Origin of the sequence: Singulisphaera sp. GP187 (assembly GCF_900129635.1) — a bacterium.
In the GTDB taxonomy this organism is placed as follows: domain Bacteria; phylum Planctomycetota; class Planctomycetia; order Isosphaerales; family Isosphaeraceae; genus Singulisphaera.
Genome location: NZ_FSRB01000001.1, coordinates 6,187,179 through 6,211,486, shown reverse-complemented (window position 1 = coordinate 6,211,486; position 24,308 = coordinate 6,187,179). Strand labels below are relative to the sequence as shown.

At 62.1% G+C, this 24,308-nt stretch carries 20 protein-coding genes; 6 read left to right on the top strand and 14 right to left on the bottom strand.

Annotated features, from left to right (window positions below; genetic code table 11):
- Positions 1-768 precede the first annotated feature (768 nt).
- Complete coding sequence (locus BUS42_RS24335) at positions 769-3,876, bottom strand: tetratricopeptide repeat protein (protein WP_173878253.1); 3,108 nt, start codon at positions 3,874-3,876, stop codon at positions 769-771.
- A gap of 621 nt (positions 3,877-4,497) precedes the next feature.
- On the opposite strand from BUS42_RS24335, the gene BUS42_RS24330 reads away from it, so the two are divergent.
- Positions 4,498-6,093 (top strand): alkaline phosphatase D family protein, encoded by a 1,596-nt coding sequence (locus BUS42_RS24330; protein ID WP_074310450.1) that lies wholly within the window; start codon positions 4,498-4,500, stop codon positions 6,091-6,093.
- A 401-nt stretch (positions 6,094-6,494) separates the two neighbouring features.
- Here BUS42_RS24330 and BUS42_RS24325 read toward each other — a convergent pair whose 3' ends face one another.
- From BUS42_RS24325 to BUS42_RS24265, 13 genes are all read right to left on the bottom strand, one after another.
- Entirely contained in the window at positions 6,495-7,895 is a 1,401-nt protein-coding gene (locus BUS42_RS24325; protein ID WP_143206457.1) for a glycosyltransferase family 39 protein, read from the bottom strand.
- A gap of 51 nt (positions 7,896-7,946) precedes the next feature.
- Positions 7,947-8,606 carry a class I SAM-dependent methyltransferase gene (locus BUS42_RS24320; protein WP_074310447.1) on the bottom strand — a complete coding sequence of 220 codons (660 nt, stop codon included), beginning with the start codon at positions 8,604-8,606 and terminating at the stop codon, positions 7,947-7,949.
- A 69-nt stretch (positions 8,607-8,675) separates the two neighbouring features.
- Entirely contained in the window at positions 8,676-9,407 is a 732-nt protein-coding gene (locus tag BUS42_RS24315) for a glycosyltransferase family 2 protein (RefSeq protein ID WP_074310445.1), read from the bottom strand.
- A gap of 121 nt (positions 9,408-9,528) precedes the next feature.
- Entirely contained in the window at positions 9,529-11,103 is a 1,575-nt protein-coding gene (locus BUS42_RS24310) for a glycosyltransferase family 39 protein (protein ID WP_074310444.1), read from the bottom strand.
- 91 nt (positions 11,104-11,194) lie between these two features.
- Positions 11,195-12,367: a DUF1559 domain-containing protein gene (locus BUS42_RS24305; RefSeq protein ID WP_083670482.1), complete on the bottom strand. Its 1,173-nt coding sequence runs from the start codon at positions 12,365-12,367 to the stop codon at positions 11,195-11,197.
- A 1-nt stretch (position 12,368) separates the two neighbouring features.
- Positions 12,369-12,875: an Ig-like domain-containing protein gene (locus tag BUS42_RS24300; protein ID WP_143206456.1), complete on the bottom strand. Its 507-nt coding sequence runs from the start codon at positions 12,873-12,875 to the stop codon at positions 12,369-12,371.
- A gap of 10 nt (positions 12,876-12,885) precedes the next feature.
- A complete protein-coding gene (locus BUS42_RS24295; RefSeq protein ID WP_074310442.1) occupies positions 12,886-14,355 on the bottom strand; it encodes a glycosyltransferase family 87 protein in 1,470 nt (489 codons plus the stop codon).
- 12 nt (positions 14,356-14,367) lie between these two features.
- The gene (locus BUS42_RS24290) at positions 14,368-15,354 is read right to left on the bottom strand and encodes a DUF362 domain-containing protein (protein WP_074310441.1); all 987 of its coding nucleotides are present in this window, start codon (positions 15,352-15,354) and stop codon (positions 14,368-14,370) included.
- A gap of 33 nt (positions 15,355-15,387) precedes the next feature.
- Entirely contained in the window at positions 15,388-16,299 is a 912-nt protein-coding gene (locus tag BUS42_RS24285; RefSeq protein WP_074311416.1) for a prenyltransferase/squalene oxidase repeat-containing protein, read from the bottom strand.
- Between the two features lie 179 nt (positions 16,300-16,478).
- Positions 16,479-16,907: a hypothetical protein gene (locus BUS42_RS24280; RefSeq protein WP_074310439.1), complete on the bottom strand. Its 429-nt coding sequence runs from the start codon at positions 16,905-16,907 to the stop codon at positions 16,479-16,481.
- A 2-nt stretch (positions 16,908-16,909) separates the two neighbouring features.
- Positions 16,910-17,884 carry a hypothetical protein gene (locus tag BUS42_RS24275; RefSeq protein ID WP_074310437.1) on the bottom strand — a complete coding sequence of 325 codons (975 nt, stop codon included), beginning with the start codon at positions 17,882-17,884 and terminating at the stop codon, positions 16,910-16,912.
- Between the two features lie 810 nt (positions 17,885-18,694).
- Entirely contained in the window at positions 18,695-18,928 is a 234-nt protein-coding gene (locus tag BUS42_RS24270; RefSeq protein ID WP_074310435.1) for a hypothetical protein, read from the bottom strand.
- Between the two features lie 61 nt (positions 18,929-18,989).
- Complete coding sequence (locus BUS42_RS24265; protein ID WP_159452286.1) at positions 18,990-19,436, bottom strand: DUF1573 domain-containing protein; 447 nt, start codon at positions 19,434-19,436, stop codon at positions 18,990-18,992.
- 1,274 nt (positions 19,437-20,710) lie between these two features.
- Here BUS42_RS24265 and BUS42_RS24255 point away from each other — a divergent pair.
- From BUS42_RS24255 to BUS42_RS24235, 5 genes are all read left to right on the top strand, one after another.
- Entirely contained in the window at positions 20,711-20,950 is a 240-nt protein-coding gene (locus BUS42_RS24255; protein ID WP_074310431.1) for a hypothetical protein, read from the top strand.
- Between the two features lie 50 nt (positions 20,951-21,000).
- A complete protein-coding gene (locus tag BUS42_RS24250) occupies positions 21,001-21,237 on the top strand; it encodes a hypothetical protein (protein ID WP_074310429.1) in 237 nt (78 codons plus the stop codon).
- 73 nt (positions 21,238-21,310) lie between these two features.
- Positions 21,311-22,012: a response regulator transcription factor gene (locus BUS42_RS24245; RefSeq protein WP_074310427.1), complete on the top strand. Its 702-nt coding sequence runs from the start codon at positions 21,311-21,313 to the stop codon at positions 22,010-22,012.
- On the top strand, positions 22,009-23,541 hold the full coding sequence (locus BUS42_RS24240; protein WP_074310425.1) for a sensor histidine kinase: 1,533 nt from the start codon (positions 22,009-22,011) through the stop codon (positions 23,539-23,541). The genes BUS42_RS24245 and BUS42_RS24240 overlap by 4 nt, the downstream gene beginning before the upstream one ends.
- Positions 23,542-23,817: 276 nt before the next feature.
- Complete coding sequence (locus BUS42_RS24235; protein ID WP_074310423.1) at positions 23,818-24,264, top strand: nuclear transport factor 2 family protein; 447 nt, start codon at positions 23,818-23,820, stop codon at positions 24,262-24,264.
- The last annotated feature ends 44 nt before the right edge of the window (positions 24,265-24,308 follow it).

Sequence of the window (24,308 nt, the reverse complement as noted above, 5' to 3'; positions counted from 1 at the left end):
TGCAAGCAATCGACTCATGAGAACGTCGTAGGGAATCATCAACCCACCGATCTCCGCGACAACCTTACCGCTCCGGCTCGCCACGATCCGAATTCGATCGGCATGGAGACGCAGCGGCCGCCCACAGGCTTCGGTTGGGAAGGGAGACTCGTTTCGATGAACACAGTTCCCGCGATCCGCCGCGAGCTTTGACGAGGGCGGCTACGGCGTCTTGCGCGACTCCGCAAACAATAACACAATCTAACATGTTATTTTGATGAAATCTTCAATCAACATAGACACTCGTTCGCGAAAAATCCCCAGGGATCTCCACCTACAACTCGATCCAAGTGAAACCACGGCGTATGCGAATTTTTTCTGAGAACATCCCGTGACCAGCATCGCCAGCCCCACGCCACAGAGCGGGACAAACTGCTTCGCGATTCGCCAAGGGGAAAACTTCAAACGTAGGCACATCGACATTGGTTTCACTCCACATCACTCCGTTCGATCGACCTTAGACAACCGCGCCGGACGTGCGTCACGCTCCCGGCAACGCCCGCTCGGATTCGTCACGCCAAGGTGATCCGCACGTCTCAACCAGACCGACGCGGTCCCCAGCAAAACGCCAAAATTACGAGCTTTCTGGGCGCACGCGACCGCGGCCTGGGGGCGGATCCGCTTCGAGAAAGGGAATCCGCACCCAGGCCGCGGTTCTGAAGTCAGGAGCGAGCGGGGGGGCGCCGTCCCGAGAGGACGGCGCTCGAATGGGATCCGAAGCGAGGCCGATCAGCGGTTGCGCGAGTCCAATTGGCTCTCGGCGATCACCCGCCACCAGTAATAGGGTTCCCCTTTGTCGGCCGCCTGCTCCCAATAGGGCTTGGCCTTCTCGTGCTTCTCGGCGCCCGCGAAGTAAGCGGCAACGACAAGGGCCGGGCGGACCCGGTTTGCCGCAGGCGTTTCCTCGATCAGCATATCGACGCCCTTCTGGTCGAGTGCGTCCGGATCCCCCTTGGCAATCGCCTCGCGAATCTTGGCCAGGATCGCCGTGAACTTGGGGGAGTCCGCTTTGTACTGGTTAATGAACTGCTCCGCGTGGGTGTCGAGCAGCTTCTGATCGCCCGCCAATCCGGCCGCGGTGAACAGGGCCAAGTAGGCGGAGTGATGGCCGGACGGGTTTTCCGCTTCCGCCTTAACCAACCGTTGAAGCGATTCGAGCGTCTTGCCGGGCTCGCCTTTTGCCATCAGCAGCGAGGCACGCGGAATCGCAATCTGACTATCGTTTCGATCTGCAAAGCGTTTCAGCAACGCCAGGGTAAAGTCGCTCGCCTCCGTCCGTTGGCCTTGGCCGGTCCTCATACAGAATTCGACCCAGTCGTAACCCGAATTGACCGGGTAACGCTCGGCACGGGCATGCGCCCATTTCTCGGCGGCGTCCCAATCCTGTTGCCCCTCCGCGCATTTCTGAGCGGTTTGCATCGCCCAGCCGGCCCACGTCTCGGCCGCGGCATCCGCGTAGGGTCGTGCCTCCTCGTAGAGCCCGGCCGCCATCAAGGACTCGGCGATTTCAACCCGGACCTTCGCATGGTCGAGGCCATGATCCTCGGCTTTGGCGAGATATTCATCGAGGATCGCCTTCCATCGAGCCACGTTTCCAAGTTTCTTCTCTTGCTCCGCCATCAACTGGTAGGCCCAGGGATCGGGCGAGAGCTCGATGTAGCGTTTCAGAAGCACCCCGGCCTCGTCCGTGCGTCCCAGTTTGTCATAGCGGCGTGCCAAGGCGCCGATCAAGCTCGGGTGATCGCCGACCTTCTTCCGCCATTCGTCCACCTTTTTCTCGGCATCACCCCAGTCGTGCTCAACGAGCATCGCCATGGCGTAGGCCGAGTACGGGTTAACCAGGAGCAGCTTGCGGGCATACGCCACGGCATAGGTCTCCCGGTAAGAGAGCAGGGCCAGCGCGAGGTCGTGAGTGTTCCAGTCGCTGAGGAGCGGCGAGATCGAAAAGTACGGCGGCTTTGGATCCTTGGGGATCCTTGTGCTGATCACATACTGCATCACCGAGGTGTTCAGGCCGAGGTTCGTGGTGTCAAGCTTCTCGACAAAGGCGAGAAACTCCTTGGGATCCCGCGAGACTCGGGCATAGGTCTCGAGGAATGGGCGGAAGCGGTGGTCCGCCACGAGCGACTGGGCTTCCTCCCAGTACCCGCCGGCCGGCACATTCCAGTGATTCGCCATGAAGTCGAGTCGCCGGTAGGTGCAGACGAACCGAGTCTCGCGGATCATCCGCGCCAGCGCTCCCCAGGAGGGTTCCGCCACGTCATGGGCGGGGTCCGCGGCGTCGTCCAGCGCCTTTGTGAGCGCGACCTCGTCTTGTACCGTCTCGCGAACGGCGTCGGGTAATCCGGGCAACTCGCGAATCCGCTGAGGAACGACGTTCGTGAGAACATGGGGGGCCACGAGTGTGGCGCGATGAAGGTTGGCGACGCCGCCCACCTCGAACAAGGCGTGATGAGCGCGAAAACATTCGGGGTTGGCAACGATCAATTCACGGGCGGCGCGGTGAAGCACATCGGTATTCAAGGGATGCTCAACCGTCATGAGATACAAAAGTGATCCTAATTCGCCGACAGTGCCACCGCGGAGGTTGGCGAGCTTGTCGACGGCGAAGTGGCAATGCGCCTCGATCAGCTCAACCCAGGCCGGGGGGGTAGGTCGAAGCGATTCCGCCATGTCCTTGATAAAACCGCGCGCCGATTCAAGATCCATGAGCGCCAGGTTGTGGGTTCCGACCATGGCCGCGGCATAGGCGCGGTTCCAGCGGGCCACGGGCGAGCCTGGCCTGGCGTTCACGTCGCGATGGGCGTAGAGCAAGGCACGGGCCTTGTAGGCCTGAGCCGCGGAATCCCACTGGAAGTCCGTCAGCACGCCGAGGTTGGCATAGCCGCGAGCCAGACCGTGAAGTCGCCCAGGCGAAGAACCATCGGTCCGTATCATCTCGTGGAGCTGGCGAATCGCCGCGAATTGCGGTAAGAACGACATCTTCAACAGTTGATCTTCGAGCGCGGCGGGAAGTTGACCCGCCCCCGGCTTGGGAACCGGCTTACTCTTGACACCGATCTTGGCGAGAGCCTCCGGGATCCCTTCACGCGAGGCGATTTCGGCGTTCTTGGTGAGCGTCAGGTAGTCGTTGAGCCTCGGGTTATCTCGGAGCGTTCGCTCGAAGAGAACCTCGCGTTTCGCCCCCTGGCCACGGCTCAGACGGATCGACGTTTTCTCAGGCGGCCAGATGACCGCGACCTCAATGGCAGTCGTCGGCCGTCCTTGCGGCGCGGGGTCGCCGATCGAGGCGTCGCGAACCGTCACGTTCAGTTCCTCACGCGCAGCGAGCAACACGGCCTGGCGGACAATCTCACGGGTCAACCGGCCACGGTTCCCATAGTGTCCCGGACGGAACCCGGGCAATCTCCCAGGCTCGGTCAAATAGACGATCGTCTCGCCCCCCGGCTGATCGGCAAACACCTGCAACTCACAAAGCTCCGAGGGGTCTTCCGCAATGGGAGCAGGTGCGGGTGCGGGTGCGGGTGCAGCCGCCGCCTGATCCTTCACCGCAGCTCCCCCTGGCTGCTGCGGAACGAGAGCGAGCAGCCAGTCCGCCTCGCGAAGCGATTGCGCGATCGAATAACCGGCGGCCGACACGACCAACAACAACGTGGCGAGGACCACACGCTTGAACCCAGGGCGTCGCCCCCCTGAAATTCGGCCCGGCCTTGCGTGCAACGAGGCGGGTGGAACCCCCTCATCGGGTCGCGGGCCGTCCGACCGCTCCTCCTCAGATCCAGGCTCGTGAAACGACAGATCGTGGGAATCGGGATTGACCCGCTGATCATTCGACATGGCCGGCACTCCAGGAACGGCCCGCGCGTTGAGTTAGGGGCGTGAGAACACGACCGCGAAAGGCCTTATCGACTTGCTTGCTTGCGCCAATGAATCGCCCTATGGCTCAAGCGTACGCTCGAGATTCCTTGAATGCAAGCATTCGACTCATGATAACGTCATTAGGGCTCATCAATCCACCGATCACCGCGACAACCTTGCCGCGCCGGCTCGTCACGATCAGAATTCGATCGGCGTGAGACTCAGCGCCCGCCCCCATTCTTCGGTTGGGAAGGGAGGCTCGTTTCGGTGAACACAGTTCCCGCGATCCGCCGCGAGCATTGACGAGGTCGGCTAAGGCGTCTTTCGCGTCCTCTTCAACACAAACAATATCCATTATGTTCTCTTGATGGGTCAGGCAACTGACGTGTGCTCCCGTTCGAGAAAAAGCCCCTGACTTGGGCGTCGAATCGGCGAACTCCTTGACTCGAGTCGCCGGGTTGCCTCAACATGGTTCGAGACAAAGCGAACCTGCCGCCACGCCCCGACCAACCTCCCGAATCCTCGAGCCTCGTCTCCAGCGGAAATCCTGCGTGGATTCCGCTCCGCAACGGATGGCTCCCAGCTTAAGGATCGTGCTCCATGTCGGACCTGGACCTGACCGCGCTTCATGAGTTCGCACGCCGCGAAGGGGGCCTCAGCCGGAGGACGTTCCTCGCTTATAGCACCACGCTCGCGGCCTTGCCCTGGCTTGCGGAGCGGTCAGAGGGCGCCGTCATGCGCCGCGCCACGTTCGCCGGCAATCCGTTCCGGCTCGGCGTCGCGTCGGGAGATCCGACGAGCACCGGGGTCGTCCTCTGGACCCGCTTGGCCACCGAACCGCTGATTCCGGGGGGCGGGCTGCCGCCCGAGGCGATCGAGGTGCAGTGGGAGATCGCCGACGACGAGGCCATGACCAAGGTGGTCCGCCGCGGCACCGCGCTGGCGACCCCGCAACTCGGGCACTCGGTTCACGTCGAGGCGGACGGCCTCAAACCGGACCGGTGGTACTGGTATCGGTTCCGGGCCGGCGACGTGGAGAGTCCGACGGCACGGACCCGAACCATGCCCGCGCCCGCCGCGCAGCCCGATCGGCTCCGGTTCGCCTTCGCCTCGTGCCAGCACTATGAGACGGGCCTTTTTACCGCCTACGAGCACATGGTCAAGGACGATCTCGACCTGATCCTCCACCTGGGCGATTATATCTACGAGGATGAGGGGAAGCCGGATAAGGTCCGCATCCATCTCGGCAAGGAATGCGAGTCGCTTGATGACTATCGGCTTCGCTATGCCCAGTACAAGTCCGACCCGTTGCTCCAAGCCGCCCACGCCCGTTGCCCCTGGCTGGTCACCTGGGACGACCACGAGGTGGACAACAACTACGCGGGGAGCGCATCGGCCATCAAAGGGGTCGATAGCCTGGCCCTGCTCGCCCGGCGGGCGAACGCCTATCAGGCCTACTACGAGACGATGCCGTTGCGGCGTCCCTCGATTCCCCGCGGCCCTCGGATGCGGCTCTACCGGAAAGCCTCGTTCGGACGACTGGCCGAACTGCTGATCCTCGACACCCGCCAGTTCCGCTCCGACCAGGCGAACGGCGACAAGCCGGCCGACCTCAACGACGAGGCGCTCGACCCGAAGCGCACGATGCTCGGACAGCGGCAGGCGGGCTGGCTGCAATCGTCCCTGCTGACGTCGACCGCAACCTGGAACGTGCTGGCCCAGCAAGTCATGATGGCCCTGGTCAAACGCAAGCGCGAGGCCGGGATGCTCTACTCGATGGACCAATGGGCGGGGTACGCCGCGGAGCGGATCAAGCTGGTCAAGTTCCTTGCCGAGCGCCGGGTCCCCAACCCGATCGTGCTCACCGGAGACATCCACTCGAACTGGGTCAACGACCTCCGCGTCGACGACCGCATGCCCGAGACCCCGGTGGTCGCGACCGAGTTCGTCGGCACCTCGATCTCGAGCGGCGGCAACGGGACCAGCGCCTCCAAGGGCCTCGAACAACTCCGCTCCGAAAACCCGGGGGTCCGATACCACGACGCCCAGCGCGGTTACGTCCGCTGCACCGTAACCCCCGGCATCTGGCGGACCGACCTCGTCGAAGTCGAAGACATCTCCCGCCCCGGTGCTCCGGCCGTGGAACGAGCCTCGTTCATCGTCGAAGCCGGTAAGCCGGGCGCCCAAGCCACCTGAGCCGATTGCTTCACCACCCCAGCCCCCTCCAAGTGCGTCAGATCAGGGCCGATCTCGACGCTCTTGCAAGGGTGGGCTGGGCCCACCCACTTCACCTTCTCTTGCCATCTCCCGCCGATCAAGCCAGGAAGCCGACGCTCCACGCTCGCCTGGAATTTTGAAGCCGACTTGATGGCGAACCGCACTCGAGCAACGAAAACGAGAGTGCCAAAGGGGGAGAGGATCTCCGTTCGGACTCCATCTCCTTACCATGATTCAGGATAACAAAACTCAACCGGCCTGAAAATTCATCGGTCAGAGTAGAATTTACGACAAGGCCCTGGAAGCCGAGTTGGGGGAGATCCGGGGATCGTTCAGAAAGGAACAGGCGGTTTTCGACCTGAAGCTGGCCAACTCAAACATTAATGGTTCCTTGCCTTTATGGCTCGCACGATGTGCTCATCATATTTCATAACATTTTCAACATCAGCCATGTTTATGAATTGCAAATTCGCGATCCGGCACAATTCGAGGACCGTTCGCATGGCACCGGCTCGCTCGCTGTCGCAATAACCGTAGACGCGACCGCCTTGGTCTTGGTCGAGATATCTCTGGATCCTCAGATAGAGATGATGTTCGGTCACTATGCATATCGCGTTCGGATCCTCCCGCAGGATACGACCCACGGTATCCATGGAGGCCTTCATGGCTACGTGATCGAGATGAAGTCGGGCCAAGTCATGATTCACATGGTAACCCAGGCTTTCCAATGCGATCAAAATACATATCCCGTGGAGCAACGATCCGTGCCGTTCCGCCTCGTGCAGGACGGTAGCACCCAACAAGGCAATACCCACGATCATCACGATCGCATAGCGCGGTGAGTAGGCATTGGTAAATATCGACATTCCATGCACCCAGACGGGCATCAGGGCGGCCGTGCAGAACAGCACCACCTCGTAATGCCGGAAACCAGGTTGCACCGGGGCAACCCGCGATCGAGCCCGGAGCACGGCCGCGCCCGCGACACACAGGCAGCCGACGACGAGGACGAGGGTGAGAGGAATCCCGCAGAGGGAATGATACGCCCACAGGCTCGAGGCGGCATGAGGCCGACCCCAGAACGTCGGCGACCAGGTCCGGGCATAGCGAGCGAATGGGAGGATCGCCACCAGTGGCGTCAACCCAATCGCGAAGGAACCGAGAATCGGCAGACTCGCCTTCAGATTGCCCCTCGAACGGGCGAGCTCGGCAAACCCGAATGGCACCATTATCATGAACCCGTAGAAATGAGCAAAGGATGCGATTGCAAAGCAGGATCCCAATGCGAGGGAATCCAGGGCCGGGCGTCGATTCTCGACCGTCGATCGCCAGAACAGCAAGGAAACCCCGGCCAAGCCGAGCAGGAGGCCGTAGACGCGTCCTTCCACCGCGTACTGGAACTGGCAGAGGGACAGGGAGGCCGCGACGCCTGCGTTGAGCCGGGAGACGCGGCGGAGGGCGAAGCGGAAGACGCAGGCGACCATCACCCAATAGCCGATCATCGAGGGTAGGCGAATCGCGAGATCGGGATCCAAAGGACTGAGCAGGGCGTAGTGCGCGACGATGTGCATGAACGGCGGATTGGTTTCTCCCAAGCCATCGGCCATTCTTCTCCAGATCTCCTCCGCCGAATTCAGCCTGGCGATGCGATAGGTGAAATTCTCGTCAAACCCCATGAACTTCCTGCCGGACAACGGGATCATCGCCGCAAAGAACCCGACTGTGGCGGCGAGACAGGCCACGCATCTCCAGATTCCCTTGTGCTTGCCGAGGTAATTCATCGTGGCCAAGACTCCGATCGAACGGGGGCCGAGGACCGAGGTGATGGTCGATCACTCCGGGGGCTTCTCAACCACGAGGAGCATTTGGCCGGCGAATGGCTTCACGGGCGACCGCAGGTACAGTCGCACCAGGGACGCCGAGACGGGGAGCCAGGACTTCATGGAGAAGGGCAAGAAGCGTGGCCTTACTTCCAACAAATGAAACCCGTAAGAGCTCAATAAGTCGGACAGCCCGCAGTCTGAGAAGATTTGCAGGTGCGTGTAATCGTCGAAATAATGGCGATAGCAGAGTCGAAAATTCGGTTGCAGCACGATCAAACGCCCCCCCCTACGCAGGACCCGCCAAGCTTCAAGCAGGGTCATGTGCAAATCCTCACGGCTGAGATGCTCGAAGAGGTTGCTCGAGAAGACCGTGTCCACGCTCTCCTCCTGAAGTGGATGGAGCGAGACGCATGACTGGACATGGGTCACCACATTCGGCCGGGCATAATCGGGGAGGCCGGGAAACAAGTCGAACGCGTGCTTCTCACACCCTTGTATCTGATTAATGAAATGACAATAGCCCGCGCCAATCTCAATAATGACATCCCGCGGCGCAATGAATCTCGCCTGGAGCAACCTGCAAATCTCGCCCCAGACGACTTCCCGCCTCTCGTCAAAGACAAATCGCGTTGCGTAATAGCGGTCCAGCGAACGATTCCTGTCGGTCATGAATTGCCCTCTCGCCCCTTCGAGCGGCCGGTCGGCCCGACACGTTGTCTCGACGCGGATTCCCCGGCATTATTCGCGGACTCGAGACTTCGGCAGGTCATAATGGCGGGAAAAGACCGCACGGTGAACCGACAACATATCAAGGATCGTCCCGCTGATATTGGCCCAGGTCGTGGACGTGCTCTTGCCGAATCTCCTGGGAAACGTCTGGATTCCCACCTCGCCCACCCTGTAACCCTTGAGCATGACCTTCACGGTGATCTCCGCGCCGATGAACGGGCTGGTCGACTCCAAGTCGAGCTCGGAGAGGAGCGACCGCCTGATCACGCGCAGCCCGGTGCTGATGTCCCTGTAACGCGTGTTAAACAGCCACCTAAACATGCAATTGTAACACCACGACAAGACTTGCCGGAAGCTGGAGTAGAGTTTCATGTAACGGAACGTAATAATAAGTTCGTAGTAATCCGCGAGCCGGATGAGCTTGCAGAAATCATAGATGTCGTATTCGTCGTCCCCGTCCGTGAAGCAGATCAGTTCATACCGGCTATTCCGGAGCCCCGTCCTCACCGCCGCCCCATACCCCAGATTCCTGGGATGATGGATAACGCGCACCCGATTGTATTCCTCGGCCAGTTGATCCGCGATGGCCCCGGAACGGTCCGGTGAGCCGTCGTCGATGATCAGGATCTCATAGCGCGATGATTCGCCGGAGAGGAACGCGATCGCCTTCTCCGTGACCTGCCTGACCGTCGATTCGTCATTGTAGACGGGAAAGAAGAGGCTGATCTCGGGCTTTTCCATGACTTCCCCGATCTCTCAAGGATATCCGGTTGCCGGACTTCGCAAAACTATCCACGGGTATGCTCATTCCTTGCCAACGTCCCGTGCGGGTCGTCGGCCGCCTCGCCAGGTATCGCCCGCCTTAATGCGAATACTCATGCTCGGGTCCGCCCCGAGGCCTACTTCTCACCCTGTACCTGTTCGCGTACAGCGTCCTGTGGAGGGGTTGATAGAAGGGGACGGTGAAGCTCGACTCGGGTTCCAGCCGATCGATCGAGGGGAGTACCGCGGAGCGGGGGGTCGAACTCAGGACCCAGACCCCGCTGCCGAGGCAGTTCGACAACTCTCCGGGGCTGATCAAGTCGGACGGCCTGACCAGGTGCGGCCCCCAGGCATGATCGGGGCCCGTCCACAGCAGTTGGACCTTCCCCCTCCCCCCGACGTAATACTTGGCGGGGAAATACTGCATGTAGTCCGTCGTGACGATGATCTCTCCCCCTCGGCTCATCGCCAGGATCCGTTCCACGGCACCGCGGGGCCCGGGCCCGTTCGGTATATCCAACGTCTTCCAGAAGAGGATGTAGGCAAGAACCATCCCGACGACCAAGTCGGCGAAGAGGATCGCTCTCGCCCTTGGCGAGGTCCGCGTGACCCGCCAGGTCGCCAGCACGACTGCGGCGAGGATAAAGAGATGGGCGAAGCGGAAATAGCGATAATACCAGATCGGGGTAGCCAGGGAGATCGTCGCAGCGAGGCACATCGGGCCGATGGCGGAGATCAAGACGAAGGCGTCGCCTCGCTTCGCCCCTCGATTGGCCACCACCAGGCAGCAGATCGCGAACAGGAGCAGGATGTAAGGACCCGCCTGACCGAGACCCGACTCGTGGGCGAACGGGACCGTGAACTCGCTGAAGGTATTCGGCACAGTCCACCACGACATCGGCCGGATCCAGTAGTCCTCCCGAACTCGCTTGACTTGACCGAGCAGGATGAAGAGACCGGGGACATAAGCAACGAGCGTCGCGATCCCGAAGCCTGCCGCGTGGAAAAACAACCTCCGAGCATAATCACGCGCATTGGTTGCATAACGATAAATCGCATAGGCGAGAATGAAGCCATACTGCACGGTCACCGTCAAGATGCCGTAATGGTGAGTATACAGGAGCGCCAAGGAGGCCAGGCTGTACGCCATCCAGGTTGCCGTGGAATTCACGCGACGCAATGCCCGGAGGAGTATCCAGGAGCTCAAGGCCGTCAGGGCGGTGCCCAAACTGTACATTCGGGCCTCGATCGCGGCATGGACTTGAAATGGGCTGACGGCCACGAGGCCTGCGATCATCAATGCAAACTCATGCCCACGGAAATGCGGGGACGACGCGTGGCCCTTGCGCGTCGCGCCGGAGCATAAGTAAAGTTCTCGACCAAATTCATACATCAATACCACCGACAATGTCCCGAAGAGGACCGAGAGCCCCCGCAACGACGCCACGGAGTCCCCGAATCCTTCCATCCAGGCGCGAAGCAGGACGTAGTAGAGGGGCATATGCACATTGAGTCGAAGGCTGTTCATCATGTCCGTGAAGGTGAAGCTCGCGGTCTGCCACGATGAGGCCTCGTCGAACCACAAGCTCCGCTCCGTCAGGTATGGGAGCCTCAGGACGACCGTCAGCGCGGCCAGGATTGCCAGATGAACCCTTCTCTTGACACGACGACTCATGATCGACCATCTCGCTGAGATCGGGACGTTGCGCTTGACCTGGCCACAACTTGCGAACGGCTCCCCGGAGCCTTGAGATATTGTCGGCATGTTAATAGGAATCGACATTGGCCGCCTCGCCGCCGTTGCGAGTGCTCAGCGCCTGCCAGATACCGGGCGGCGGCGTGTTGACCCACCATCCCCCCGGGTCCTGCGAAGCTCCGATCGGGATCCCGGTCGTCCGGTCGAGCGCCCAGGACTGGATCGACTCCTTGATGAATCTCGACGAGCCATCGCCCATCAGGACGTTCACACCTCCCGGATGCAGGCTGGTCGCCGCATTGGCCCAAGCCGACGACACGGTGGCCGCCACGGTCTTATGGGCATTGGGCGGATAGAAGGAGGTGAGCAGGGTGTCCCCCCAGTTTCCCGTCACGTACCAACCGTATTTGGCAGACGTCCATGGCTTGATGGCGTCGACGGAGCCGAGCAACGTGGTCGACTTTTCGGCGACCATGACGGTCTGGCTCATGCCGTCCGTGATCCCGGCGACGGAGATGGGAGAGATGTCGTTGAAGCACCCATTGTTCTGCGCGGCGGATTGGGATTTCACCTTGCAGTCGTTCGTCGGGAGCGGGAGCGCCAGGACCTCGAAGGAGCCGGTGCAGCCAGCGTAGCTCGTGAAGACCATGCGATAGGCGCCGGTGGACGGAACCGGGGCGCCGTATTGAGACAGGGAGCCGGGGGCGAGTTCCCGGGCCGTCCCCGACATGGGGTCGCTCGGGCACGCGTAAGCGGCGACTGATATGGTGTGGACGGTCTGATTCTCGGCCCCGAGGATGGTCAGGCTCTGATTGATCGCGTTGTACAGGGCGACATTCTCGATGAAGGGAAGGATGTAAAGCTCGAAGCTCTTGTCGATGACGTAGGAGGTGCATGGAGGATTATTCCCCGAGAAGCGGGGGTCGAACGACTTCATCCTCCCCGGCGGAAATGAGCCAACAGCGTCGTGGTACGTTTGCAACGCCAGCCCGATCTGCCTGAGGTTGTTCGAGCATTGGGCGCGCCGACCCGCCTCGCGCACGCCCTGGACCGCGGGGAGGAGCAACCCCATCAGGATCGCGATGATGCCCATGACCACGAGCAGCTCGATGAGCGTAAAGCCGCATTCCCACGGCCGGGGGCGGGGCCGGGAGATGCGCACGGGCCCGCCGCGCCCTCGGATCGACCGACTCGTATTTCCTGATGCGTCACCGCTCGATTTCGCGAGTTCCCTCGGATTCATCTCAATCGTCCTCGCCCGTCGCCGGGCCGTGGGAGGGATGATTCACGGGATCCGATGCCACTTCCAGCTCGACGGTGGTGCGGAACACCTCCGCGCCCGCCGCGTAGCCATAGACTCCCACGCCGAGTTTGCCCTTGAAGTCGGGATCGTGGGACGGGTCGAAGGTCACCGTCAGGGGGGTCGAAGCGCCCGGATCGACGACCAGGGACGCGGGCGTCGCCAGGAGGCACGGGCAATCGGTCTCGACCTTGTCGATGGCGATCCTGCGCAGGCCCGGGTTGAGGAGCATCACCATGCATCCCCCCCCTTGCCCAACGCGTAGGACCCCCAACGAATGCTTGAGCGACGTTGTGATGAGAGGAAGATGATCCCTCGGAGCGACCGCCGGGACGGGGCGGCCTTCCTGGCCTCGGCCGAGATCGCCCTTCACGATGACCGCGACCAGGAGGGTCGTCGGTAATGCCGTCAGGGCCAGTAGTCGTGCCAGGCGGGTGCTTCGCTTCGACATCTCGAGGCCCTCAAGGAATTCGAATGGGAGGGCGGCGATTCGCCGGAATCGCACGCCGTTCTGTCCGCTCGTCCGAGGCCGTTATCCCGACAGGAATGGGGGAACCGACCGAACTCGACGGCCATTCCGGGAGTCGCCGGCCTGGGGGCTGGTCCGCGTCCTTCGCCTCGCGCAGCAGCCCGACGACGCCGATGAGGAAGAAGAGGAGTAGCGTATAGGTATGGACCGCCAGCACGGTCATCGAGTCGATGGGCCGGGCGACTCGCCCCTTGAGGTCGGTGATCCCCCAGAAGAGCGTCGGGCTCACCCACATGCAGGCGAGGATCGCCAACAGCGTGCCGCGTCCGAGGGTGGTCGATGGCCGCTCGACCCAGGAGACGGCGAACGGCACGAGGAGGAGGAGAAAATAGTGCTCCCACGTGATCGGGCAAACGAGGAGCATCGCCGTCACGGCGAGGCCGTATGCCTTATCCTCCGCGGCCCGACCACGGATACGCCTCGTCGCCCAGGCCAGGAGTCCGACGATGGCGAGGTAGGAGCCGCCGATGGCAATCCGTGCCATCACCGGGCTGTAAAAGAGCGGATCCGAGCGTGAGGCGGCGCGCAGCCTCTCCGGCGCCGGGTCCAGCAACCTGCTCCAGAACCCGACCAGCGAGACGTTGTTCCACCCGACGCGAAACCACTGGATCTCGGGCAGGACATCCTTGAAGTACGCGACGTAGGTGGCACTCCCCAGCACCGCCGCGGTCAGGACCGTGAGGGCGGTCGCGGAGAGCAGGCCGCCTCCCACGACCTTCCACCGCCCGCGCATCGCATAGTAGAGCAGGAGAAACCCGGGGAAGAGCTTGACGGCCGTCGCCGCCCCGAGCAAGGCCCCGGCGGCCCAAGGCCGCCCGGTGCGTTCCGCCGCCCAGGCACCCGTCAGGAAGACGAGCAAGACCATGTTGAGCTGGCCGAGGCGGATCTGCTCCAGGAATGGGTCGGACATCAGCAGTATCACGGTCGTCGAAATCAACGTGAGCGCGGTGATCCGGACCTTGAGCTGATGAAGTACCAAGAGTAGCGCGGTTTCGAAGAGGAAGAGGGAGGCGACGTTCCACCCGCGGAAGGCTTCATCGAAACCGAGCCCGGCGAACGGGAGGGCGAGGAGCACGGAGGTCGGCGGGTGGGCGTTGACCACGACGAAAGGCCGGTTCTGGTCCGTCCGGGTCCCGAGATAGCGAGGGATCGTCTCGAGATGGCTCGTGTAGATGGGCAGCCCCTCGACTCGGTTGCGGGCGGAGGCATATTCCTGGAAGAAATCGGTGCCCAAGCCCCCCGGCGACTGGAAATTGTGGGCCAACGTCGAGCCCCGGATCAGGGCGACCCAGAAGGCGAGCGAGACCCAGAGCCATCGCCGATCGGCCCCCCGGTTGCCCGAGTGACCTGCGGCCAAGGCATGGCTCGATCCCCCTCCCGTCCCGTTGATTTCAACTCTCATATTCAGCTCGAATCAGTAACTATCCGCATGATTCAAACTGGAAAACCCACGCGGGATCACGAACGGCGACCTCGAGTCGGCGAGGCGTTCGCCGACCTGTTGAATCCGGCCCTCGCTCACGGCCCCCAACCGGCGGCCGGCGGCTTCCCTCAGGTACGCGATCCTTTCCGGTTCCATCCCCATCAGGCGGGTCGCCGTGGCATCGACGGCGAATGGGTCGGCCCCGATCACGACGGCCCCCAACGGCTTCGCCGTCCCCAAGAGGGGGCCGTCTCCTTCCATGCCGACAATCCCGTCGACTATCGAAATCCTTGGCCTGACCAGGCAAGCGATGTCGAGAATCGACTGGTGGATCCCGGCCCAGTGCAGGACGTTCTTCGGCCAGCCGTAGTAGGTGCCCGGAAGCACGCCGAAGAGGTTCTTCGCCGCCAGGGTGACCCCCGCCCAATGATGGGTCTTCAGCTTGGGCATCGAGACGACGAAGTCGGCCTCGGCGACGACCCTGGGCAAGTAAAACCGGCCCAAGCTCGTGAACTTCGTCCGATTGGCGCGTGCTACGACGTCGGCGAAATTCAGATCGATGACGTCAATCCGTCGCTCCCTGCAGAATGGGCCATAACTGGACGCTTCCAGCAATTGGTCCGAATCACGGCTGAGCCCTTGCCCCTCGCCGACGACCACATCCCCGGCGCCCCACCTTCGGAAAACTTCCACGGCCGCGCAGAGCAGTTTCGGATGAGTATTGGCATGCGGGGTCGTCCCGATCGGATCGACGAGATTCGGCTTGATCAGCACCGAGCGATCCTTGAACTGGTCCGGCGTGTACCCGATCTCGGACAGGCCCCGTCGCACCAACCCTTCGAGATCGTCGTCGTAAGAAGTCGCCTTGCCGACGAAGACCCGGGTTCGCGCCCTTCGTCCACCGAGGGTCCAGAATCCCCCGAGGCCGCATGCGGTGGCGGCCCCGGCTCCGAGGATCAGCTTCCGTCGATGTACCATGTCGCGAATCACTCCCGGGCGTACGTCGGCGGTCTAGTCGCGGTCAAAGAACAAGCCCGAATCGCCGGGCCCGCCCGAGGAGGCCGCCAGCAAGAATTGCGAGAGATGCCAGGCCGATTCGGTGATGCCGGGTGATGCCAGGTACGCTTCAAGGAGGATCCGATCGGCCGAGTCGAGGCGCCGGCCCCAGGCGTGAAGTCCCAAGAGTCCCCAACAAACCGAGTGGATTCCCTTGACCCGCGATAGCTCGCCCTTCAGATAGTCGAGACTGGCTGCAACGTCATCGGGTCCCGCGACGCCCGAGCCCGCCAGCGCCAGGAGGGCGAGGCCGGTGGGGGCGGGTTGCGCGGGGTGGGGCCGATGCTGGACGGCCTTCACCCCGTAGTTCCAACCGCCGCTGCCGATCATGCGGTCCTTGATTAGGTGTAACGCCTCCCGGACCCGAGGGTGTTCGTAGAACCCTCGACGGCGGAGTGCGATCATCGACCACGCCGTCGGTTCGATCCACGAATGCGTGTTCGCGGTCCAGGGCCATCCCGCGAGGGTGGTGTCGTGCGCATCCCACTCGCCGCGGAGGCGGGGCATCGTCCTCCCCTTCTGATCGAGCAACCAAGCCGTGGCCCGGTCGGATGCGTCCTTGCAACAGCCGATCCGGGACCAGACGACGATCGCGAGCGAAGTCGGCCAGCCCGGCCCCGCCAGCCCGGGGTGGACGCTGATCGACCCGTCGGGATTCTGCCCGTCGGCGAGCCATCGTGCGGCCTTCCCGACGGCCTCGCGACCCTGATCGTCGCCGACCCCGGCCACTTGCTCCGTCGCCAGCAACCCCATGCAGGAAAGGGCCGTCGCCTCCGCGCTCGGGGTGCCTGACCGTGTGTACCCCCACCCGGTCCGTTCCGGACGGATGCGAATCAGGGTCGCCCTCACCTCCACGAGACGTCTCATGATGTCGGGATGCTCGTACGCCATGATGAGGCACTCGGGGTGTCTGACGCGTCGGGAACTGGTTCGGAGTGGCGACGACCGGGGATCGCCCGGACTCGTGGCCCTGCGGGAAGCGCGGGCAAACATCGAGGTGGTCCCCTCTGCCAGGACGCGAGGTTTCGGTCGCCTGCCCGGCGCGTTCAGCGGCCGGGGCTACCGACCGCCTCCCCGCTGACCTCGACCTCGACCTGTTGCTGGTCACGCCAATCGGTGAATATCGCCGTCTTGAGTTCGAACGGGCCCGGCCGGGAGGGGGCCTTCACCTGTGCCTGGACCGAGGCCTGACTGCGTCTCCGGATCAGCTTCGGGAGTCCGAGGATCGAGATGCAGCCGCGAGGGCCGCAAAAATCTCCTGAGCCGACGAGTTTCACGTCGCCCGCCGAACGATTGGCCAGGGCAATGCTCACCCGGACCTCCTCCCCGCACTCGATAGGACCTTCGAGCCTACAAGGGACGCTCTCGACGATCGCCGTGGAACTCCAGGCCAGCCGGAACGAATACAAGGCGAAGGCCGAGAGAACGAGGGCGAAGGAAAGGGCGATCAAGGCCTGTTCGACGCGACCCTTCATCGTCACCTCGGCGACAACCGCTTCAAGAGGAGCGAAACCAGGAGAAAACCGACGCCCAGCGCCAACAGGAGCAACACGGTGTGATCGCGCGGCTTCGCCCTGACGTAGATATCCGGCAGGCCATAAGCCGCCAAGGTGAACGCACTGTCCTCGATCTCGTCGCGGGACACGGCGGTGATATCGGCGACCTTCTTGTCATCGCCATGCGGGTAACGATAGATGTATTCCACTCGCTCCGGAAAGACCCCGACATCCGGCCATCTCCGATTCACGATTTTCCCCAGCCGCTTGGACCCTTTCGGTATGGTTTGCTGACCGGGAGCTTCCGAATTGATGTCGAGGTCGTATTCGGTCACAGCCCAGTCGAGGGAGGGATCGAACACCAAGCGGCCGCCCCCGACCCAATGATTCGCGGACGAGTTGTCGAACTGGAGCTCCACCTTCCTCGCTTCCTCGCTCTCACCGGCCGCCGCCGGCAGGAGTGTCGCTTGACTGATCTTGCAATGGTCATCCCAGAGCAAGTCGGCCAGGCGATCCTTATCGATGGCGTAATTCTGATTGGTCGTATGAATCGAGTTAATAGAAACCCCCTCCAGGAAGTTTCTCGACGTTTCGTCCCTAAGCCCTACCGACCTCAGGACGTAAGGGCCGGGCTTGCCCGCCTGGTACTGGGAGTGGAGTTGGAAGGAGTACTCGGGAGTCACACAGAACACGTACGCGTCGTCGATCTTCTTGCCCCGCAGCAACGTGTTGTGGTTAACGACCAGGATTTTTTTCTGCTTGTACAGGATCAACTTCTGGATTTTGGTGTGATCATTCAAGCCGGTGATTTCAAAGTCGGCCTGGCATCGGAGCTGATCCGAGACCGCCTCGAGCCGGCTCGCAGCCTGCCGGTATTCTTTGCGGAATCGGTCCAAGACGTCGTCCGAGGCGGACGCAACGCCGACGAAAACGATCGGGGCGAGCACGAGTGCCACAGCACGGAAGATCCAAGGCCTGGCCGCTCGGATTGCCGCTCTCAGTATTAGTCCCGTTCTGTTCACGACAAATCACTCCTGGGCATTGCGTGAAGAAACCAAGACGACCCGTCCGTCCACCCCGCCCCAAAATCGAAACTCGACGAAACTCATTCACGCAGTTGATGGCATCGGACGCGACTGCGAAGACTGTGACGGTTGACCAAGAAGCAGCGAGACATTTGCGATTCTCTCGATGTCTCCAGTGCGCGCTCAGGCCGCGGATGCGGTCCACAAATACGATCGTCACAAGGAGCGAGGCTCCTGCGGCGGCGCTCAGACTCCGACCATGACAGTTCCTCGACGTCTCGATCGAGGCGATAAAATCTTCGACATTCGCGGCCCAATCGAGGCGGACGCCCACGCGTCGAGTTCATGGAGAAGCTAGCTGGCGTCGCTTGCCTCGCGGAGGCTTGCATCACGGAATACGAATCAACCGCGGGAGCCTCGCCGAAGCCCATGGCCGGCTGGTTCGCGGAACGCTTACAACCCTCCGCAGAAAGCCCGGCACGGACCGCCAATCGCTCAGGTCGCACTTAACTTGCTACGGGAACATGTCGGCACTCCGATCGAAGTGCTGACATCCCTGAGAGGAGATCGACCAATCAGTGATATCAGCACCCGATGAAAACGTCATCAACGAGAGCGAGCCCGCGAACAAGCCTGGAGCCGGGGGCGACCCACATCGGTGACTTCCACACGCTCGATCAGGCTGCTCTCACCCTTGGACGTGGCAAGGCTTCAGTCACCACCACCTCGGGATCAGCAACCTCAAGTCGGATAGCAGACCGTCCCCTGGCAGGCACACGAAGGACAGGTTGCCCCCGTGAGGCATGTCGAGGTCGCGGCGGGACAACCGTCGCAAGTGGCATCGCCACAATTCGCCGTGAGGAATTCATCGGCCATCGCGGTCGAGTTCACGCATGCGACCCCCATCGCCAGGGCGAGGGTGATCGCGCACAGCGAGGCCGAGACGGAAGACGCAAATTGAAGGAGCCGATTCATAAATTTCTCCTCAAGCAAGGATTTGTGAAAAGGATCATCTCCGAAAATTCTCACTCCGCGGTCAATGGCCTGAACCCCCGACATCCAGACTGGGCGGCGACACGTCCCCGACGACCTCCAGCGGGACGGTCCGATCGGAATCCAGCGACGTGAAGAGGATGACCGTCTCCTTCAGACTGCCGGCCTTCCCCTTCGGGTCGATGCGTATATTGAAATTCTTGGAGGATTTGGGGCCTATGGTAAGCGGCAGCTCGTCGGTAACCAGGCAGGTGCAAGACAACTTCGCACCGACGATCTCCATCCGCTTGCCGGACGAGTTGGAGATCTTGAAGGTCACGACCTTCGTCTCGGCCTGCCCGAGGTGCCCCACCGACTTCGATGCGGAATCGAGGAAGACGCGGTTCCCCGAGAGGTACTTCAGCGATTTCTCGACCGACCCGAAGAGGGTTATGGCGCCGAGAACCAATGCGACAATGAGCACATTTGTCGTAATAAGAAATTGGCTCATCCAATTGCCTCCCCTGCCGAGGTTGCCGCCGTTGCCGATTTTTATTTCGCCCATCATTCAGCCCTCTTTCGCCAGTATGACACGGCAATGCGGCACCACGAGTTGGGGCGCAGCATCTCATTGACCCACCGGAGAAGCTCACCGCTCCAGGCAGAACGACTGCGATGGTTTTTGAAGCTACCGAATGAAACAGATGCCCCCGCTCCACAAATGGGCATGCGTACAGCAATCCAGAAAACCTTCGAGACAGGCCTGCTAAGGCGATTTACCCATCAGCGCCCCCGCATGACTTGGCTGTTCACTCACTGGCGAAGATCAGCGCAACTGCCTACGGGCCAAAGAGTTCCTGACGCACCCGCAATGCGGGCAGAGAGGCTATCGAGCTATTCCGATTTATGCCACATTGCCTCTATCAGGTGATCTTGACGATTCAAAACGGCGGGGTCAAGCAAAAAAACATAGTTCGAGCTAATTCCACTGCAACCGTTTTAGGAATCTCGTAACTCATTAGTTGAAGTCCATTTGCGAACGACTCGGAGGGCATTCCTGTATTCGTGCATATCAGAACTGAATTCGTGAGTTCTCGTTAAGCCGCAGCACTCAACTCACTTCTGCGGCGACCTGCTCGCGGAGCACTTATAACCACACATGACTTGATTTTGACACTCTGACCGCCGGAATGTCCCCCTCGACTCACCGTCGCCCCAAACACAAAGCCACACATCCACAACTGGCAATGTTACATTACAATGCCATCCCACCCCGCTCCGCACCTCGTAATGATCGAGATCGGCCTCACCGTTGCCGGCCTCGAAAACCTCCTCGATCCGGTGTCGTTGACGCGGGGCGCGAACCATCTCGGCCAAGGGGACCTCGTCATCGGCGTTGGCCCGATGTTCGGCCCGATAGAATTTCGGGAGATCGCGTTGGAGGAAGTCGGTCACGCGGTCCGAATAGCCCGGAGCGGCCTCGGGTGTGAGGATCGCGTCGTTCAGGAGCGTTTGAGCTTCGGGGTGATCAGAAGCGACATGAGAGGCACGTCCCGACGCAAACTGTCCACAGATTACCCGTTGAGAAAGCCTGTCCCGAGAAAGTCCCGCCAAGGGGCGATTTTCGATTCCAGAACCCCCTACCATCCCGGCACTTACAGCAACATTTAGAAGACTTAATCTCCGTTTAACGGTCAGCTTAGGCTCGACCGCTAAACTTCCTCTCGGATCAAGGACGTGCTGGCTGAGTTCCAGCCGCCCCATCACGACCCGGGAGGAAGTGTCATGGACTCATCCGCATTCCACATCTTGGTCATCCCCGTCTGCCAGGGCCTCGGCCTTGGGCTGATCGCCGGGTTGGCGAGTCATCTCACCCTCAAGTGGCTTGCCGCGCTGATCGAGTTCGGCCGCGAGACTCCTGCCACTCCGGAACGGCTCATCTTCAGCCAGCGGAGTGAGCCCGCCTGGGGATTCGCCAACAATCGACGCCTTCCGAGTCACCGGGAAGACGGCATTTGGAAGTAACACAACAACCCCTCATAAACTCAACTCTTACAACTCCAACGAGGCATTCCATGATGCTTTTAACCTTCATCAAATTCGCCCTGACCCCGTTCGACGCCCCATCGGCTGATACAGACAACCTGATGGACGAGTCTCCGAACGACGTTCGCGAGGAGGACCTGACCTGGTTCAGCCTGAATCTCGATCGCCGAACGCTCGGTCGGCCAGGCGATGAGCTGGCCCGGCTCAGCCTGACGACTCCCGAGCCGGGCTCGGCGGCAAATTCGGATTTCGGGCGTTGGATGTGAGCGCGCGAAGCTTGAGGCTGTCTACAATAGAGCGATCAGGTTTCTCCTCAGAGGCGATCGGCGGGACCGGTTCATGGGCATCCGCATTTTGATGGTCGAAGACGATGAGCTGATCGCCACCTCCGTGGTGCGCGGACTGCGGGAGGAAGGGTACGTCGCCGAGCGGGTCGCCGACGGTGAGGTCGCCTGGTCGATGTTGCAGCACGGCGACTGGGATCTCGTGATCCTCGACTGGTGGCTGCCCGGGCAGGATGGCCTGACGATCCTCCGCCGCTTTCGCCAGCGCGACCGCGATACGCCGGTCCTGTTCCTGACCGCCCGCGACTCCGTCTCCGACCGGATCATGGGACTTGATGGAGGCGCGGATGATTACCTCTGCAAGCCGTTCTCGTTCGACGAGCTTCTGGCGCGGATCCGCGCCATGCTTCGCCGCGCGGAAGGGCGAGCCGGCACGGTCTTGACCGCGGCCGACGTCTCAATCGATCTGGCCACCCAGCGCGTCGAGCGGGCCGGACACCCTCTCGATCTCACGGCCAAAGAATACGCCCTCCTGACCTACTTCCTCCGCCATCCCGGCGAAGTGCTCTCGCGGACCCGGATCTACGAGCACGTCTGGGACGAGCGGTACGACGGCCTCTCGAACACGCTGGAAGTCCACGTGTTCGAGTTGCGGCGAAAGCTCGAAGCGCAGGGCGAACGGTTGATCCACACGCTCCGGGGCCGCGGCTACGTCTTCGGCGCAGCCCCCGGCGGGCCCGAAGGAGACCCGGTATGAGCCTGGCCACGCGCGTTTCCGCCTTTTTCCTCGCGGCCCTCGGGATCACCCTGCTCGGGTTCTCGGTCGTCCTGTACGCGCTGGCCGACCATCACCTGCACCGGCAACTCGACGACCGCCTGGAATCGGCCCTGGCCACGTTGGAGGCCGCCGTGGACGTCGAACACGATGGCCTCGAGTGGGAGCCGACCGAACGTCGGCTCACCCTCGGCCTGGAACCGGGCGTGGAACAGGTGCACTGGTCGGTCCAGGATGAACACGGCCATATGATCGACCACTCGGCCAACATCGGACATGACTCCGGTCACTTTCCGATGAGCTGGAAGCCGAACCGTTGGCCGACTCAACCGACCGACGGCACCGTGTTCGACGCGAACCCAGGGTGGCGCCTCGCCGCGCGTCGGCTCTTGCTCGAAGACCTCCTGCAACACGGTCGGGGCCACCCCGAAGACGATGGCCCCGAGGACGACATCGAGTACCCGATCCTGGTGATCACGGCTGGGATCTCGCCCACCCCGGTCGAGGCCAGCCTGAACCAGCTCGGCCTGACCTTGGCCGGCCTCTCGGCGAGCCTCTGGCTGGTGGCCGCCATGCTCGGACGCAAACTCTGCCGCCACGCGCTCGCTCCGCTCGGCGCCATGGCGTCGGCCGCCCGCGGGATGATCGTGGCCGGGCACGGCGAGTTCTTACCGGCCCCCGGCACCCGTGACGAGTTGGACGATCTCCGCGTCGCCTTCAATGAGTTACTGGCTCGGCTCCACGAGACGCACGAGCGCCAGAAGCGATTCACCGGTGACGCCTCGCACCAGTTGCGGACCCCACTTGCAGGCCTGCTCAGCCTGGTCGAAGTCATCAGGCGCCGGCCTCGGCCCACCGCGGAATACGAACAGACGCTCGACCAGGTCCACCAGGAGACCCTCCGGCTCAGTCAGATCGTCGAGTCGTTGCTCTTCCTGGCGCGGGCCGAGGCCGACGCGGAATCGCCGAAGGCCGAAGTGGTCGACCTCGCGGCCTGGGTCCCCGCCCAGATGACCCGCTGGATGGATCACCCGCGGGCCGCCGACATTCGCGAGGAAGGGCCCAACAACCCGCTCCCAATCCTGGCGCAGCCGTCGCTGCTCGCCCAGATGCTCGAGAACCTGCTGGACAACGCCCTCAAGTACAGCGAACCGGGCGACCCGGTCCTGATCCGAACCTGGCGAGAGTCGGACGCAGTCTTCCTCGCGGTGGAAGATCGAGGCGTCGGCCTCGCCGAGGACGAGCGAGAGAAGGTCTTCGATCCGTTCTATCGCTCGCCCCAGGCGCGACGGATGGGCCGGACCGGCGTCGGCCTCGGACTCTCGATGGTCAAACGGATCAGCCTCGCCTTCGGCGGCTCGATCGACGTGGAGAGCACGCCGGGGCGCGGCAGCCGGTTCGTGCTTCGCTTCCCCGCGCGCCCCGACTTGCCCGCGCCCCCCGAGTCTGAAAAGGCCCGCAGCCTCCGGAATCAAATCGAGGCGGAAACGATCGCGGCCCGCGCCTCGTGAATCTCCCCCCGCGGTCCCGCCCCCCTGGGATCGCCGACGGCGGGCCAACGCCCCTCGACGATGACGATCGTTGAGGGACGGAGGCCCGCCGTTCCCTATTTTTTTCTTTCGGGATCAGAGCGACTCGCCCCCCAATCACAGCACAATCAAATCACATTATCGCTTAAGCAATTCTCTAAATTGCTAACCATTTTTCCTTTTCCATAGGCTTCCGTCAGTTCCTTGGTTAACTTCCTTTTCGAAGTGACTGATTCCGAACGAACCGTGAGGCCTCGCATGATCGTTCCTCCTTTTACCCGCGAATCGGCGATCCAAAAGGTCCGAGCCGCCGAGGACGGCTGGAACTCACGCGACCCGGAGCGCGTGTCACTTGCCTACACCGAAGACTCGGTCTGGCGAAATCGCATCGAGTTTCCGGTCGGCCGCGCGCAGATCCGCCAATTCCTGACCGCCAAGTGGGCCCGCGAGCTCGACTACCGCCTGATCAAGGGACTCTGGGCGTTCACCGATAACCGGATCGCGGTGAAATTCGAGTATGAGTGGCATGACCACGCGAACTCCTGGTTTCGCAGCTACGGCAACGAGCTCTGGGAATTCGACGAGCGCGGTCTGATGCGTCGTCGTGAGGCGAGCATCAATGACCTCCCCATCATGGAGGCCGACCGCAAATTCTTCTGGCCCGCTCCCGGACCAAGGCCGGCCGATCATCCTGGCATCGAGTAACGGCTTCAGCGTTTGCCATCGTCGGATTCCATCGGCACGGTAGG